Below are 14,320 nucleotides of genomic sequence, written 5' to 3' on the forward strand. Positions count from 1 at the left end.
AGTTCAATCTCCCGGCAGCGGCCGGCTTACGGTTTCGGGTTGGCATTATCCGCCTTTTTGGCGGACTTGCCTTCGAACAGGCCAAACAGGGCGATGCCGATGGCACCCACCACGATGGCCGAATCGGCGATGTTGAACGAGGGCCAGGTGTAGCTGCCCACGTACCACTGGATGAAATCGACCACGTGGCCGTGCACCTGGCGGTCGATCACGTTGCCGATGGCACCGCCGATGATCAGCGCATACGGCACCGCGGCCTTCCAGTTGCCGCGGGCGGTGCCGCGCAGCCACCAGGCCATCAGGCCGCTGATGGCGATGGCCAGCGCGGTGAAGAAGTACTTCTGCCAGCCACCGGCGTCGCTCAGGAAACTGAACGCGGCGCCGGTGTTGTAGGTGCGGTACCAGTTCCAGAAGCCGTCGATCACAACCACCGGCTGGAACTCCGGCAGGCTCGACAGGACCCAGGCCTTGGACCACTGGTCCAGGCCGATGATGGCGGCCGACAGCAGCAGCCAGACCAGGGCGTTCGGGTGCGGACGGGGCGCGGCCATCAGAACCAGCTCCGCACTTCACCAGCGCCGGTGATGTTGCTCACGCAGCGGCCGCACAGTTCCGGATGGTCGGCGTTGCTTCCGACATCGGCACGGTGGTGCCAGCAGCGCACGCACTTGGCCTTGGTGGTCGGCTGGGCGCTGACGAACACCTCGTCGGTGGTCGCCGGGCGCACCTGCACGTCGCCGCTGATGAACAGGAAGCGCAGTTCATCGGCCAGCGGCTGCCACTTCGCGGCCTGCTCCTCGTTGGCGGCAATGGTGATTTCCGCTTCCAGCGCGGCACCGATCGCGCCGTTGGCACGCATCGGCTCCAGCACCTTGGCCACCTGCTCGCGCACGGCCAGCAGCTGATCGAAGTCGGTGGCGTTGAGCTGGGCATCGGCCGGCAGCGGCGCCAGGCCGTCGTACCAGGTGGTGAACAGCACGTGGCCGGCGCGTTCGCCCGGCAGGTAGCCCCACAGCTCGTCGGCGGTGAAGGTCAGGATCGGTGCGACCCAGCGGGTGAACGCTTCGGCGATGTGGTACATCGCACTCTGTGCCGAACGGCGACCGTGCGAATCGGTCGGCATCGTGTACAGGCGGTCCTTGGTCACGTCCAGGTACAGCGAACCCAGGTCCACGCTGCAGAAATTCAGCAGCAGCTGCACGATCTCGGCCATGTTGTAGCCGTCGTAGGCTGCCTTGATCTTCTCCTGCAGCTCCCACGCGCGATGCACGATCCAGCGGTCCAGCGCGACCATCTTGTCGAGCGGTTGCAGGTGCTGGGCCGGATCGAAGCCGTCCAGGTTGCCGAGCAGGAAGCGTGCGGTGTTGCGCAGGCGACGGTAGGCGTCGGCGTTGCGCTTGAGGATCTCCTGCGACAACGACATCTCGTTGCTGTAGTCGGCCGAGGCGATCCACAGGCGCAGGATGTCCGCGCCCAGCTTGTTCATGATGTCCTGCGGCTCGATGCCGTTGCCCAGCGACTTGGACATCTTGCGGCCGTGCTCGTCCACGGTGAAACCGTGGGTGAGGCACTGCTTGTACGGGGCGCGCTTGTCGATCGCCACGCCGGTCAGCAGCGAGGACTGGAACCAGCCGCGATGCTGGTCGGAACCTTCCAGGTACAGGTCGGCCGGCTTGCCGAAGCCACGCGCGGCGAGCACGCCCTCATGAGTCACGCCCGAATCGAACCAGACGTCGAGGATGTCGGTGACCTTCTCGTAGTCGGCCGCTTCAGCGCCCAGCAGTTCGGCGGCATCCAGCGAATACCACACGTCGATGCCCTCAGCTTCGACGCGGTCGGCGACCTGCTGCATCAGCTCCACCGAACGCGGATGGATCTCGCCGGTCTGGCGATGGGTGAACAGGGCGATCGGCACGCCCCAGGTGCGCTGGCGCGAGATGGTCCAGTCCGGACGACCGTCGACCATGCTCTGGATGCGCGCCTTGCCCCAGCTCGGGAACCAGCCGACGGTATCGATGGCGGCCAGCGCATCGCGGCGCAGGTGGGCCTTGTCCATCGAGATGAACCACTGCGGGGTGGCGCGGAACACCACCGGCGTCTTGTGGCGCCAGCAGTGCGGGTAGCTGTGGCGGATCGGGTGGAAGGCCAGCAGCGAGCCGTTGTCGCGCAACACGCCGACGATGGCTTCCTGCGCCTTCCACAGGTGCTGGCCGGCCAGCACCACGTCGCCGGCCGGCGGCGTCGATTCCAGGTACACGCCACGGCCGTCGATCGGTGTGACCTGACCGGCGTTGTACTTGTCCAGCAGGCCGTACTTCTGGCTGACCACGAAGTCTTCCTGGCCGTGGCCGGGGGCGGTGTGCACCGCACCGGTACCGTCCTCGTCGGAGACGTGGTCGCCGTTGAGCACCAGGATCTCGCGTTCCGGGTAGAACGGATGCGCCAGCAGCTGGTTTTCCAGCGCCGCGCCGGTGGTTTCACCGTGCAGCACGACCTCATCCACACCGTAGCGCTGCAGCGCACGCTCGGCCAGCGCGGCGGCCAGCACCAGCCAACGGCGCTTGCCGTTGTGGGCCGGACCTTCGGCCAGCACATAGTTGATCTCCGCGCCCAGCGACACCGCCAGCGAGGCCGGCAGCGTCCACGGGGTGGTGGTCCAGATCGGCACGGCCACTTCGACGTCGGCCGGTACGCTCACGCCGAACGCCTGGCCGATGGCCTGCGCATCACGCGCGGCGTAGGCCACGTCGATCGCCGGCGATTCCTTTTCCTGGTACTCGATTTCCGCCTCGGCCAGCGCCGAACCGCAGTCGAAGCACCAGTACACCGGCTTGGCGCCGCGGACCAGGTGGCCGTTGGCCACGACCTTGGCCAGTGCACGGATCTCGTTGGCTTCGAAGTCGAAGCTCAGGGTCTTGTACGGGTTGTCCCAGTCACCGGTCACGCCCAGGCGCTTGAAGTCCACGCGCTGGATGTTGATCTGCTCTTCGGCGAACTCACGGCACTTCTGGCGGAATTCAACGGCGTCGAGCTTGGTACCGACCTTGCCCCACTTCTTCTCGACCGCGATCTCGATCGGCAGGCCGTGGCAGTCCCAGCCCGGCACGTAGGGCGCATCGAAGCCGGCCAGGTAGCGCGACTTGACGATGATGTCCTTCAGGATCTTGTTGACCGCGTGGCCGAGGTGGATGCGGCCGTTGGCGTACGGCGGGCCGTCATGCAGCACGAACAGCGGGCGGCCGGCGGCGTTGTCGCGCAGCTGCTGGTAGAGCCCCTGCGCTTCCCACTGCGCCAGAATGCCCGGCTCGCGCTTGGGCAGGTCGCCGCGCATCGGGAATTCGGTGGCTGGCAGGTTCAGGGTGGTCTTGTAGTCCTGGCTCACGCAGTGGCTCGCAATCTATGTTCGGAAAGGAGGGCGCGCGCCTGTTCGGCGTCGCGGTGCATCTGGTCGGTCAGCGCCGCCAGATCATTGAATTTCTCTTCGTCGCGCAGCTTGGCGACGAACTCCACGTCGATGTGGCGCCCGTACAGGTCGCCCTGGAAATCGAACAGGTGGGCTTCCAGCAGCGGCTCCACGCCCTCCACCGTCGGCCGCGTGCCGAAGCTGGAGACCGACGGCCACGGCTGGTCGAACACACCGTGCACCCAGGTTGCGTAGATGCCCGACAACGCCGGGGTCTTCGGGAAACGCAGGTTGGCGGTGGGGAAGCCCAGCGTGCGGCCGAGCTGGCGCCCGCGCACCACCCGGCCGCTGATCGCATACGGACGGCCGAGCAGGTCGTTGGCACGGGCGAAGTCGCCGTCCTGCAGCAGCTGGCGGATGCGGGTGCTGGAAATGCGCTCGCCATGCAGGTCGACCGCTTCGATCTCGCCAGCAGTGAAGCCCAATTCGGCGCCCATCTTCTGCAGCAGGGCCAGGTCACCACGGCGGCGGTTGCCGAAGCAGAACTCCGGGCCGATCCAGACTTCGCGTGCGCCCAGGCGGTGGGCCAGCAGCTGGTGGACGAACGACTCGGCCGGCATCGCTGCCATGGCCGCGTCGAAGCGCAGCAGGCCGATCGCATCGACGCCGAGCTCGCGCAGGATCTCGACCTTGCTGCGCGCCAGGGTCAGCCGCGGCGGTGGTGTGCCCTGGGCGAAGAACTCACGCGGCAGCGGCTCGAACGCCACGGCCACCGCGGCCACGCCCAAGGCGCGCGCGCGGGCGACCGCGTGGCGGACCAGCGCACGATGCCCCAGGTGGAGGCCGTCGAATGCACCGATACAGACCACGCTTCCGCTGGGGAACAGCTCCCCGCCCTCGACGCTTCTGAACAGCCTGCTCATCAACTCTCGTTCCGGCCCGCCCGGGGCCGCCGCTTCAATGGTGTAACCCTGAAGTATAGCCGCCACAAGCGGTGATCAATGCCCGCGCAGGTCGCGCGGGCGGAAGCCCATCGCCACCATGGTCACCGCGTAGGTGGCGCCGCCGCCGCCGACCAGCAGCGACAGGCTGCCGATCCGCTCCCATACGCCCATCGCCGAGAACGCCGGCAGCCAGTGCAGCAGGGCCAGCAGCGCAGCAACCATGGCCGCGCAGGCCAGCAGCAGGCGCAACAGATAGCCGCCCCAGCCCGGCCGGCGCTGGTAGACATCGGTCTTGCCCAGCCAGTACCACAGCAGGCCCAGGTTCAGGTAACTGGACAGCGCACTGGCAATGCCCAGTGCCAGATGCAGGCCCGGCTGCTTGCCGATGGCCGCCATCACGCCCTGTGCCTTCAGCTCGTGCGGCACCATCACCTGGTACAGCACCGCCAGCAGGGCGAAGTTGAACACCATGTTGGCCACCAGTGCAGCCACACCCGCGCGTACCGGGGTCTTGGTGTCCTGGCGGGCGTAGAACGCCGGCAACACCACCTTCAGCAGAGCGAACGCCGGCAGGCCGAAGCTCAGGCCGTACACCGACAGCGCGGTCATGCGGGTATCGAAGGCACTGAACTGGCCGTGCTGGAAGATGGTCGCGATCAGCGGCTCGGCCAGCAGCAGCAGGCCGAGCATGGCCGGCACCGAGATCAGCAGGGTCATCCGCAGGCCCCAGTCCAGCGAGCGCGAGAAGCCCTCGCGGTCGGTGCTGACGTGGTGACGGGCCAGCGCCGGCAGGATCACCGTGCCCAGCGCCACACCGAACACGCCCAGTGGCAGCTCCAGGAAGCGGTCGGCCAGCGACAGCCAGGACTGCGAGCCATCGGTCAGCTTGGCCGCGATGACCGTGTCCAGCAGCAGGTTGATCTGCGCCACCGAGGAGCCGAACAGGGTCGGCACCATCAGCGTCATCACCTTGCGCACGCCCGGGTGGCTCCAGCCCCAGCGCGGCAGGGTCAGCAGGTTGATGCCTTTCAGCGAGGGCAGCTGGAACAGCAGCTGCAGGATGCCGGCGGCGAGCACCGCCCAGCCCAGCGCCAGGATCTGCTTTTCCGGGGTGCCGCCCAGCCGCGGCGCCAGCCACAGCGCACCGGCGATCATGCACAGGTTGAGGATGACCGGGGTCAGCGCCGGCATGGCGAAGCGCTGGAAGCTGTTCAGCGCGCCACCGGCCAGCGCGGTGAGCGAGACGAACAGCAGGAACGGGAAGGTCAGGCGGAACAGGTCGACCAGCAGGCCCTGCTTCACCGGGTCGGTATCAACGCCACTGGAGAAGACCGAGGCCAGCTGCGGCGCGAAGATCAGCGCCAGCGCGGTGACCAGCATCAGCACCCCGCCCAGGGTCCCGGCGGTGCGGGCCATCAGTTCACGCAGCTCGGCGTGGCTGCGGGTTTCCTTCACTTCCGTGAACACGGGCACGAAAGCAGTGGCGAAAGAGCCTTCGGCGAACAAACGCCGCAGGAAATTGGGTACCCTGAAGGCGACCCAGAAAGCATCAGTGATGGCGTTGGTGCCGAACGTGGTGGTCACCACGAAGTCCCGGACAAGTCCGAGAACGCGCGAGACCATGGTCATGCTGCTGAACGACAGCAGGCCCCGCAACAACTTGGGTGAACTCACTCAGCGTCCCTCTTGACAATCGACTTGACGTGCATTTCTTACGCCATCATACTAGCTAGCTTGCTGTTCCCATAACACCGATTTTTTCAGGAAACCACCACCGTGGCCAATATCAAGTCCGCCAAGAAGCGCGCCAAGCAGACCGTCGTGCGCAACGCGCGCAACGTGGCTCAGCGCTCGATGCTGCGCACCGCTGTCAAGAAAGTGATCAAGGCGCTGGACGCCAACGATGCCGCCGGCGCCGAAGCCGCCTTCGCCGTTGCCCAGCCGATCCTGGATCGCTTCAGCGCGCGTGGCCTGATCCACAAGAACAAGGCTGCTCGCCACAAGAGCCGCCTGAACGACCGCATCAAGGCCCTCAAGGCCGCCTGATCCGGCGTTGCCGCCCTGCCCCTCGGGGTTGGGCAGCAGACAAAAGCCCGGCCCTGGCCGGGTTTTTTGTTGCCTGCAGTTTCCACCCTGTAGAGCCGAGCCCATGCTCGGCTGGCCGCGCGAACAGCGGCCGAGCATAGGCTCAGCCCTACAGAAGAGCGGCAACCAACAAAAAACCCGGCCGAAGCCGGGTTTTTCGAGCGGAACCACAACACCATTACTGGGCGTCGCGGGCTTCCTGCTCTTCTTCCTTCTGGCGATCGAAGAAGGCCATGATCCGGCTCATGATCGGGAAGGTGCCTTCACGACCCAGCGCGGAGACCAGGAACCACGGCTCCTTCCAGCCCAGCTCGGCGACGATCTGCTCGGCCGCGGCCTTGGCCTCGTCCTCGAACATCAGGTCAGCCTTGTTCAGCACCAGCCAGCGCGGCTTGTTCAGCAGTTCCGGATCGTGCTTTTCCAGCTCGCGCTCGATCGCACGCACCTGCTCCACCGGGGAAATGCCTTCCACGCCACCTTCCATCGGCGAGATGTCCACCAGGTGCAGCAGCAGGCGGGTGCGCTGCAGGTGGCGCAGGAACTGCGCGCCCAGGCCGGCACCGTCCGCCGCGCCTTCGATCAGGCCCGGAATATCGGCAATCACGAAGCTGCGGTAGTTCTCCACCTTCACCACACCCAGGTTCGGGTACAGCGTGGTGAACGGATAATCGGCCACCTTCGGGGTCGCCGCCGAAACGGCGCGGATCAGGGTGCTCTTGCCGGCATTGGGGAAGCCCAGCAGACCGACGTCGGCCAGCAGCTTCAACTCCAGCTTCAGCGTGCGCTCTTCGCCCGGCTCGCCCGGCAGCGCCTGGCGCGGCGAGCGGTTGGTCGAGCTCTTGAAGTGCATGTTGCCCAGGCCGCCGCGGCCACCCTTGGCCACCAGCAGGCGATCGCCGTGCTGGGTCAGATCGCCGATGACTTCATCGGTGGCGACGTTGATCACCACGGTACCGACCGGCACAGTGATGGTCAGGTCTTCGCCGCCCTTGCCATAGGCCTGGCGACCCATGCCGTTCTCGCCGCGCTGCGCCTTGAAGATGCGGTCATGGCGGAAGTCGACCAGGGTGTTCAGGTTCTCGTCGGCGCGGATGTACACGCTGCCGCCCGCACCGCCGTCGCCGCCGTCCGGGCCGCCGAGCGGAATGAACTTCTCGCGACGGAAGCCAATGCAGCCGTTGCCGCCGTTGCCGGCGAACACTTCGATTTCTGCTTCGTCTACCAGTTTCATTGTTTCGATGCCTGCGATGGGCGCGGCCTGCCTGCCGTCGCCTTGAATGTCACGCCGGCCGCGGGCCGGCAACCCGGCACAGCCGGTCTTGCGTTCACTCTAACGAAAAGCCCCGCCGAAGCGGGGCTCTCCATGCAGCGTGCTCTTCATCCAGCACGGCCATGCCGGGGCATGGGTGCCGGCGATGCCTGGATCAGGCGTCGGCCGAGACGATGCTGACGGTACGACGCTTCTTGGCGCCCTTGACCGAGAACTCCACCTTGCCGTCCACGAGGGCGAACAGGGTGTGGTCACGGCCCAGGCCAACGCCCGAACCCGGGTGGAACTGGGTGCCGCGCTGACGCACGATGATGTTGCCGGCTTCGATGGCCTGGCCGCCGAAGATCTTGACGCCCAGGTACTTCGGGTTGGAGTCGCGACCGTTGCGCGAGGAGCCTACGCCCTTTTTATGTGCCATGACTGCTTCTCCTGATGCTTAGCCGGCGATGCCGGTGATCTCGATTTCGGTGTAGTACTGACGGTGACCCTGACGCTTCATGTGGTGCTTGCGGCGACGGAACTTGATGATCCGGACCTTGTCAGCACGACCCTGGGACAGGACCTTGGCGGTGACGGCAGCGCCCTTCAGCGCATCGCCCAGCTTCACGCCATCGCTGTCGCCCAGCATCAGGATGTTGTCAAACTTGATCTCGCTGCCGACTTCGACTTCGAGCTTTTCGACGCGGAGCTTTTCGCCCTGCGCCACGCGGTATTGCTTACCGCCGGTGACCAGTACTGCGTACATGACCAGACTTCCTCTGTAGTTATTGTGGTCTATGGACTGCCGCCGTCGAGGGCGGACAGGAGCGGGATTGTACGCAGATCAGCGGGCGCGGGTCAAGTCAACCCCTGAACGGACCGGGCGCGCGAGCCGGACCGGGGTCAGATCCCTTTTCACAACGTGAAAAGGGATCTGACCCCTGCCTGTCGGCCCGTCTCACAAGGTGAGACACCGGGCTGGCATTGTCGCCCATTGCCCCCATCTGGTCACCTCGGTAGGCTGACCGATTGCCGTTCCCTGCTGGCCCGGCACCCAGCCAACGCCCCCACAACCGGATTCCCCATGGCGATGGATTTCATCCGCATCCGCGGCGCGCGGACGCACAATCTCAAGAACATCGACCTCGACCTGCCCCGCGACAAGCTGATCGTGATCACCGGCCTGTCCGGTTCGGGCAAGTCCTCGCTGGCGTTCGACACCATCTATGCAGAAGGCCAGCGCCGCTACGTCGAGTCGCTGTCGGCCTATGCGCGCCAGTTCCTGAGCGTGATGGAAAAGCCGGACCTGGACCACATCGAGGGCCTGTCCCCGGCGATCTCGATCGAGCAGAAGTCGACCTCGCACAACCCGCGTTCGACGGTGGGCACGATCACCGAAATCTACGACTACCTGCGCCTGCTGTACGCCCGCGTCGGCACCCCGCGCTGCCCGGACCACGGCTACCCGCTGGAAGCGCAGACGGTCAGCCAGATGGTCGACCAGGTACTGACCCTGGACCCGGAACAGCGCTACATGCTGCTGGCGCCGGTCATCCGCGACCGCAAGGGCGAGCACGCGCAGGTGTTCGACCAGCTGCGCGCGCAGGGCTTCGTGCGCGTGCGCGTGGACGGCGAGCTGCATGAAATCGACGCGGTGCCGCCGCTGGCGCTGCGCCAGAAGCACACCATCGAGGCGGTGATCGACCGCTTCCGCCCGCGCGAGGACATTAAGCAGCGCCTGGCCGAGAGCTTCGAGACCGCGCTGAAACTGGGCGACGGCATGGCCTCGGTGCAGAGCCTGGACACCGCCGATGCCGCGCCGACCCTGTTCTCCTCCAAGTATTCCTGCCCGGTCTGCGACTACTCGCTGCCGGAGCTGGAACCGCGCCTGTTCTCGTTCAACGCACCGATGGGCGCCTGTCCCGGCTGCGATGGCCTGGGCATGGCCGAATTCTTCGATCCTTCGCGCGTGGTGGTGCACCCCGAGCTGTCGCTGGCCGCCGGTGCGGTGCGCGGCTGGGACCGCCGCAATGCCTACTACTTCCAGCTGATCGCCTCGCTGGCCAAGCACTACAGGTTCGACGTCGACGCGGCGTGGAACTCGCTGCCGGAGAACGTGCAGCAGGCCGTGCTCTACGGCAGTGGCGATGAAGCGATCACCTTCACCTACTTCACCGAAGCCGGTGGCCGCACCCAGCGCAAGCACCGCTTCGAAGGCATCATTCCCAACCTCGAGCGCCGCTACAAGGAAACCGAATCGCCGGCGGTGCGCGAAGAGCTGTCCAAGTACATCAGCGAACAGCCGTGCCCGGAATGCCATGGCGCCCGCCTCAACAAGGCGGCACGCAACGTGTTCGTGGCCGACCGCCCGCTGCCGGACCTGGTGGTGCTGCCGATCGACGAGGCGCTGAAGTTCTTCAGCGAGCTGAGCCTGCCGGGCTGGCGTGGCGAGATCGCCTCGAAGATCGTCAAGGAAATCGGCGAACGCCTCGGCTTCCTGGTCGATGTGGGCCTGGATTACCTGACCCTGGAACGCAAGGCCGACACCCTGTCCGGTGGCGAGGCACAGCGCATCCGCCTGGCCAGCCAGATCGGCGCCGGTCTGGTCGGCGTGATGTACGTGCTCGACGAGCCGTCCATCGGCCTGCACCAGCGCGACAACGAACGCCTGCTCGGCACCCTCACCCGCCTGCGTGACCTGGGCAACACGGTGATCGTGGTCGAGCATGACGAGGATGCGATCCGCCTGGCCGACTATGTGCTGGACATCGGCCCGGGCGCGGGCGTGCATGGCGGCGAGATCGTCGGCCAGGGCACCCTGCAGGATATCCTGGAGGCACCACGTTCACTGACCGGCCAGTACCTGTCGGGCAAGCGCGCGATCGAGATTCCTGCGCGCCGGCACAAGCCGAACCCGAAGATGACCCTGCACCTGCGCGGGGCCAGCGGCAACAACCTGAAGGGCGTGGACCTGGCGATTCCGTCGGGCCTGCTGACCTGCGTGACCGGCGTGTCCGGATCGGGCAAGTCGACCCTGATCAACGACACCCTGTTCTCGCTGGCCGCCAACGAGATCAATGGTTCCTCGCACCCGATCGCCCCGTACAAGGAGATCGATGGCCTGGACCTGTTCGACAAGGTGGTGGACATCGACCAGTCGCCGATCGGCCGCACCCCGCGCTCGAACCCGGCCACCTACACCGGCCTGTTCACCCCGCTGCGCGAGCTGTTCGCCCAGGTGCCCGAAGCGCGTGCGCGTGGTTATTCGCCGGGCCGTTTCAGCTTCAACGTGCGTGGTGGCCGCTGCGAGGCCTGCCAGGGCGATGGCCTGATCAAGGTCGAGATGCACTTCCTGCCGGACGTGTACGTGCCATGCGATGTCTGCCACGGCAAGCGCTACAACCGCGAGACGCTGGAGATCCTGTACAAGGGCTTCAACATCAACGACGTGCTGGAAATGACCGTCGAGGATGCGCTGAAGCTGTTCGAGCCGGTGCCGTCAATCGCCCGCAAGCTGGAAACACTGGTGGACGTGGGCCTGAGCTACATCAAGCTGGGCCAGAGCGCGACCACGCTGTCCGGTGGTGAAGCGCAGCGCGTGAAACTGTCCAAGGAGCTGTCGCGCCGCGATACCGGCCGTACCCTGTACATCCTCGACGAGCCGACCACCGGCCTGCACTTCCACGACATCGAAGCGCTGCTGGGCGTGCTGCACAAGCTGCGCGACGAGGGCAACACGGTGGTGGTGATCGAGCACAACCTCGACGTGATCAAGACCGCCGACTGGATCGTCGACCTGGGCCCGGAAGGCGGCCATCGCGGTGGCACCATCCTGGTCACCGGCACGCCGGAAGACGTGGCGGCCTGCCCGCAGTCGTACACCGGCCAGTTCCTGGCCCGCATGCTGCCCTCCACCAGCGCGCGCCCGGAACAGCCGGCCGCGGTGGCCAACAAGCCCGATGCCCGGCCGCCGCGCAAGGTGAAACCTGAGAAGCCGGCGAAGAAGGCGGTGGCCGCCAAGAGCACCGGCAAGGCCAGCAAGAGCACGACGAAGAAGAAGGACGCCTGATGAGCAGCGAACACAAGATCCTGGCCCGCATCCCGATCAGCGTGCGCTGGCGCGACATGGACAGCATGGGCCACGTCAACAACGCCAAGTACATTTCCTACCTGGAAGAAGCGCGCGTGCGCTGGATGCTGGGCGTGGACGGCGTATCGATGACCGACCGCATCGCACCGGTGGTGGCCGCGACCAACGTCAATTACAGGCTGCCGATCGTGTGGCCCAACGACATCCTGGTCGAACTGTTCGTCGAGCGCCTGGGCAACAGCAGCGTGACCATCGGCCACCGCATCGTCGACCAGCAGGACGATTCGAAGCTGTATTCGGACGGCAACGTGGTGGTGGTCTGGATGGATACGCAGACCGGCAGGAGTGCGCCGCTGCCGGAGGCGATCCGCAGCGCGTCGACCTGACGCGCATCGGGGAGTGCCGGCCGCTGGCCGGCAACCTCCAGATGTATCACGGATGCCGGCCAGCGGCCGGCACTCCCGATCCAATTCAAAGGACTGACATGATCCACCAGACTGAACTGCGCGACCTGCTGCCCGGCATGGTCCCTTTCCCCACCGACGTCTTCCCCGCTGACCAGGCGTGGCTCGGCCAGCACCTGCTGCCGCTACTGAAGATCGACCTGGGTGTGCTGCGCCCGGAACTGGCCGGTCAGGTGGCAACGATGCTGTGCCCGATCGAGCCGTATGACGGCTGCATCGGTGAGACCACCGAAGCGCACCACAACGATTTCACCGGCACCAACTGGATCGCCTTCGAACTGACTGCCGACAACGAGATGCGTTTCCTCGGCAACGAGGGCTATTTCATCGGCGACCAGGTGGATGACAAGTACACGCGCGAACACATCGCACAGATGCGCGAAAGCTATGCCAAGGCGCGTGACTACCATGCCGCCCATGGCCGCCTGGCCTGCTACTCGCGCTTCGGCAAGGGCGAGCCCAGCGAGCGTGACTACCTGGATACGCTGGGTGGCCCGATCGGTTTCGGCAACTGGACAGAGACTGCAGAGATTCCTGCCGCCTTCGAGCTTGGCTTCACCGAGGCGGCCGATGACCCCGACGCACCGGACGATGCCGAAACGGTGATCATCACCCGCAATGGCAACAAATTCTTCGCCGTGGCCGACGTAGCCGGCTACAACTGGTGCGCCACCGGTGCCGACGCGATCGTGATGCTCTACGAGCCGATCAGCCGCACGGTGCTGTTCTCGTACGACTGGTCGTAAGCCTGTTTGGTAGTGCCGGCCGCTGGCCGGCATACCCGAGTTGCCGGCCAGCGGCCGGCACTACCATCCCGCTACGGCGTGGCCTTGCGCACGGTCAACGTTGCGCTCGCTTCGCTCCCCCCTTCCAGCTGCAGCCGCAGCGGCAGCGCCTGCCCTTCCTTCAACGCGCCCTTGCCCTGCATCAGCATCAGGTGCAGGCCACCGGGCTTGAGCTCGGCACGGGCGCCCGGTGCCAATGGCAGGCGTTCAATGGCCCGCATCCGGCTGACCCCGTCGACGATCGTGGTCTCGTGCAGCGACACATCTCCGAAGCCACTGCTGGCCGCGCCAGTGATCACCACCGCCTTGCTGCAGCCGTTGTGGATCACGCCGTAGCCGGCGGTCATCGGCATCGCCGGATTCGGTGGCAACCGCGCCCAGCCCTGCTCCACCGTGACGCAGCCAGATTCCGCGGCCGAGGCCGATGCTGCGGCCGCACACAGAACCAACAGTACGCCAACGAATGGTTTGGTTATCATCGCCCAGGTTCCTTCTTCGCAACGAGACCGCAGCATGACGACGCTCATCGAGGTGATCAACCATGGCCCCATCCGCGAACTGCGCCTGGCGCGGCCGCCGGTCAACGCACTGGACACCGAACTGTGCCGGCAGTTGATCCATGCCATCGAGCTGGCCATGGTCGAAGACGCGCACGGCATCGTGCTGTCGGGCAGCGAGCGCATCTTCACCGGCGGCATGGACGTGCCGCACCTGCTCTCGCATGGCGATGACAAGCACAAGCTGCAGGACACCTGGAACGCCTTCTTTGGCGCCGTGCGCACGCTGGCCGAAAGCCGCATCCCGGTGGTCGCGGCGATCACCGGCCACGCCCCGGCCGGCGGCTGCGTGCTGGCCCTGTGCTGCGACTACCGGGTGATGGCGCGCAGCGCCGATCCGTCGCGGCCGTATGCCATCGGCCTGAACGAAGTCCAGGTCGGCCTGATCGCACCGGAGGGCATCCAGCGCCTGTTGCGCCGTGCCGTGGGGGTGCACCGTGCCGGCGTGCTGCTGACCACCGGCTCGCTGGTGCCGGCCGAACAGGCGCTGCAGATCGGCCTGGTTGATGAACTGGCCGAAGGCGACCTGGTGGTGGCGCGCGCCATCGCCTGGCTGCAGAACCTGATCAAGCAGCCGCGCCAGCCGATGCTGCTGACCCGCGCCATCGCCCGCGCCGACCTGCACGAAGCGCTGCACCCGGACCTGATCCAGCTGGACCGCTTCGTCGAGGCCTGGTTCGCCCCGGATGCACAGAACGCGCTGCAGGCCCTGGTGGCGCGCCTGGGCAAGTAAATGTAGTGCC

The 14,320-nt window shown here is 66.2% G+C and carries 13 protein-coding genes; 5 read left to right on the forward strand and 8 right to left on the reverse strand.

The annotated features are described in order from the left end of the window. Positions 1–26: 26 nt before the first annotated feature. The 4 genes from lspA to murJ form a co-directional block, all read right to left on the reverse strand. The gene (gene lspA, locus AASM09_RS16720; protein WP_049428546.1) at positions 27–551 is read right to left on the reverse strand and encodes a signal peptidase II; all 525 of its coding nucleotides are present in this window, start codon (positions 549–551) and stop codon (positions 27–29) included. Beyond that, the gene (gene ileS, locus AASM09_RS16725; protein ID WP_049428548.1) at positions 551–3,382 is read right to left on the reverse strand and encodes an isoleucine--tRNA ligase; all 2,832 of its coding nucleotides are present in this window, start codon (positions 3,380–3,382) and stop codon (positions 551–553) included. The genes lspA and ileS overlap by 1 nt, the downstream gene beginning before the upstream one ends. After that, positions 3,379–4,326, reverse strand: coding sequence for a bifunctional riboflavin kinase/FAD synthetase (locus tag AASM09_RS16730; RefSeq protein ID WP_049428550.1), 948 nt, complete (start codon positions 4,324–4,326; stop codon positions 3,379–3,381). Before AASM09_RS16730 ends, ileS begins: the two co-directional genes overlap by 4 nt. A 75-nt stretch (positions 4,327–4,401) precedes the next feature. Beyond that, on the reverse strand, positions 4,402–6,006 hold the full coding sequence (murJ, locus tag AASM09_RS16735; RefSeq protein WP_100443650.1) for a murein biosynthesis integral membrane protein MurJ: 1,605 nt from the start codon (positions 6,004–6,006) through the stop codon (positions 4,402–4,404). Between the two features lie 117 nt (positions 6,007–6,123). On the opposite strand from murJ, the gene rpsT reads away from it, so the two are divergent. Then, positions 6,124–6,393 carry a 30S ribosomal protein S20 gene (gene rpsT, locus AASM09_RS16740; protein ID WP_005408560.1) on the forward strand — a complete coding sequence of 90 codons (270 nt, stop codon included), beginning with the start codon at positions 6,124–6,126 and terminating at the stop codon, positions 6,391–6,393. Positions 6,394–6,610: 217 nt separating this feature from the next. Here rpsT and cgtA read toward each other — a convergent pair whose 3' ends face one another. The 3 genes from cgtA to rplU form a co-directional block, all read right to left on the reverse strand. Next, a complete protein-coding gene (gene cgtA, locus AASM09_RS16745; protein ID WP_100443651.1) occupies positions 6,611–7,663 on the reverse strand; it encodes an Obg family GTPase CgtA in 1,053 nt (350 codons plus the stop codon). Positions 7,664–7,856: 193 nt separating this feature from the next. Continuing rightward, positions 7,857–8,120, reverse strand: coding sequence for a 50S ribosomal protein L27 (gene rpmA, locus AASM09_RS16750; RefSeq protein ID WP_005415704.1), 264 nt, complete (start codon positions 8,118–8,120; stop codon positions 7,857–7,859). Positions 8,121–8,138: 18 nt separating this feature from the next. After that, complete coding sequence (gene rplU, locus AASM09_RS16755) at positions 8,139–8,447, reverse strand: 50S ribosomal protein L21 (protein ID WP_006424709.1); 309 nt, start codon at positions 8,445–8,447, stop codon at positions 8,139–8,141. Positions 8,448–8,765: 318 nt separating this feature from the next. On the opposite strand from rplU, the gene uvrA reads away from it, so the two are divergent. The 3 genes from uvrA (at position 8,766) to AASM09_RS16770 (ending at position 12,981) form a co-directional block, all read left to right on the forward strand. Continuing rightward, the gene (gene uvrA, locus AASM09_RS16760; RefSeq protein WP_343368547.1) at positions 8,766–11,750 is read left to right on the forward strand and encodes an excinuclease ABC subunit UvrA; all 2,985 of its coding nucleotides are present in this window, start codon (positions 8,766–8,768) and stop codon (positions 11,748–11,750) included. Beyond that, on the forward strand, positions 11,750–12,157 hold the full coding sequence (locus tag AASM09_RS16765; protein WP_049427655.1) for an acyl-CoA thioesterase: 408 nt from the start codon (positions 11,750–11,752) through the stop codon (positions 12,155–12,157). Before uvrA ends, AASM09_RS16765 begins: the two co-directional genes overlap by 1 nt. A gap of 98 nt (positions 12,158–12,255) precedes the next feature. Beyond that, a complete protein-coding gene (locus tag AASM09_RS16770) occupies positions 12,256–12,981 on the forward strand; it encodes a hypothetical protein (protein WP_049427656.1) in 726 nt (241 codons plus the stop codon). 71 nt (positions 12,982–13,052) lie between these two features. On the opposite strand, the gene AASM09_RS16775 is transcribed toward AASM09_RS16770, so the two are convergent. Beyond that, positions 13,053–13,499, reverse strand: a complete 447-nt coding sequence (locus AASM09_RS16775; protein WP_049427658.1) for a copper chaperone PCu(A)C — start codon at positions 13,497–13,499, stop codon at positions 13,053–13,055. Positions 13,500–13,533: 34 nt separating this feature from the next. Here AASM09_RS16775 and AASM09_RS16780 point away from each other — a divergent pair, with 34 nt between their 5' ends. Next, a complete protein-coding gene (locus tag AASM09_RS16780) occupies positions 13,534–14,310 on the forward strand; it encodes an enoyl-CoA hydratase/isomerase family protein (RefSeq protein ID WP_049427659.1) in 777 nt (258 codons plus the stop codon). The last annotated feature ends 10 nt before the right edge of the window (positions 14,311–14,320 follow it).

Origin of the sequence: Stenotrophomonas maltophilia, from assembly GCF_039555535.1 — a bacterium.
In the GTDB taxonomy this organism is placed as follows: domain Bacteria; phylum Pseudomonadota; class Gammaproteobacteria; order Xanthomonadales; family Xanthomonadaceae; genus Stenotrophomonas; species Stenotrophomonas maltophilia_Q.

Bases quoted from the DNA above. Each gene is read 5' to 3' on its own strand.
- AASM09_RS16765 (WP_049427655.1), top strand. From the start codon at position 11,750: ATGAGCAGCGAACACAAGATCCTGGCCCGCATCCCGATCAGCGTGCGC.
- AASM09_RS16770 (WP_049427656.1), top strand. From the start codon at position 12,256: ATGATCCACCAGACTGAACTGCGCGACCTGCTGCCCGGCATGGTCCCT.
- AASM09_RS16730 (WP_049428550.1), bottom strand. From the start codon at position 4,326: ATGAGCAGGCTGTTCAGAAGCGTCGAGGGCGGGGAGCTGTTCCCCAGC.
- cgtA (WP_100443651.1), bottom strand. From the start codon at position 7,663: ATGAAACTGGTAGACGAAGCAGAAATCGAAGTGTTCGCCGGCAACGGC.
- lspA (WP_049428546.1), bottom strand. From the start codon at position 551: ATGGCCGCGCCCCGTCCGCACCCGAACGCCCTGGTCTGGCTGCTGCTG.
- rpmA (WP_005415704.1), bottom strand. From the start codon at position 8,120: ATGGCACATAAAAAGGGCGTAGGCTCCTCGCGCAACGGTCGCGACTCC.
- uvrA (WP_343368547.1), top strand. From the start codon at position 8,766: ATGGCGATGGATTTCATCCGCATCCGCGGCGCGCGGACGCACAATCTC.
- rplU (WP_006424709.1), bottom strand. From the start codon at position 8,447: ATGTACGCAGTACTGGTCACCGGCGGTAAGCAATACCGCGTGGCGCAG.
- AASM09_RS16780 (WP_049427659.1), top strand. From the start codon at position 13,534: ATGACGACGCTCATCGAGGTGATCAACCATGGCCCCATCCGCGAACTG.
- AASM09_RS16775 (WP_049427658.1), bottom strand. From the start codon at position 13,499: ATGATAACCAAACCATTCGTTGGCGTACTGTTGGTTCTGTGTGCGGCC.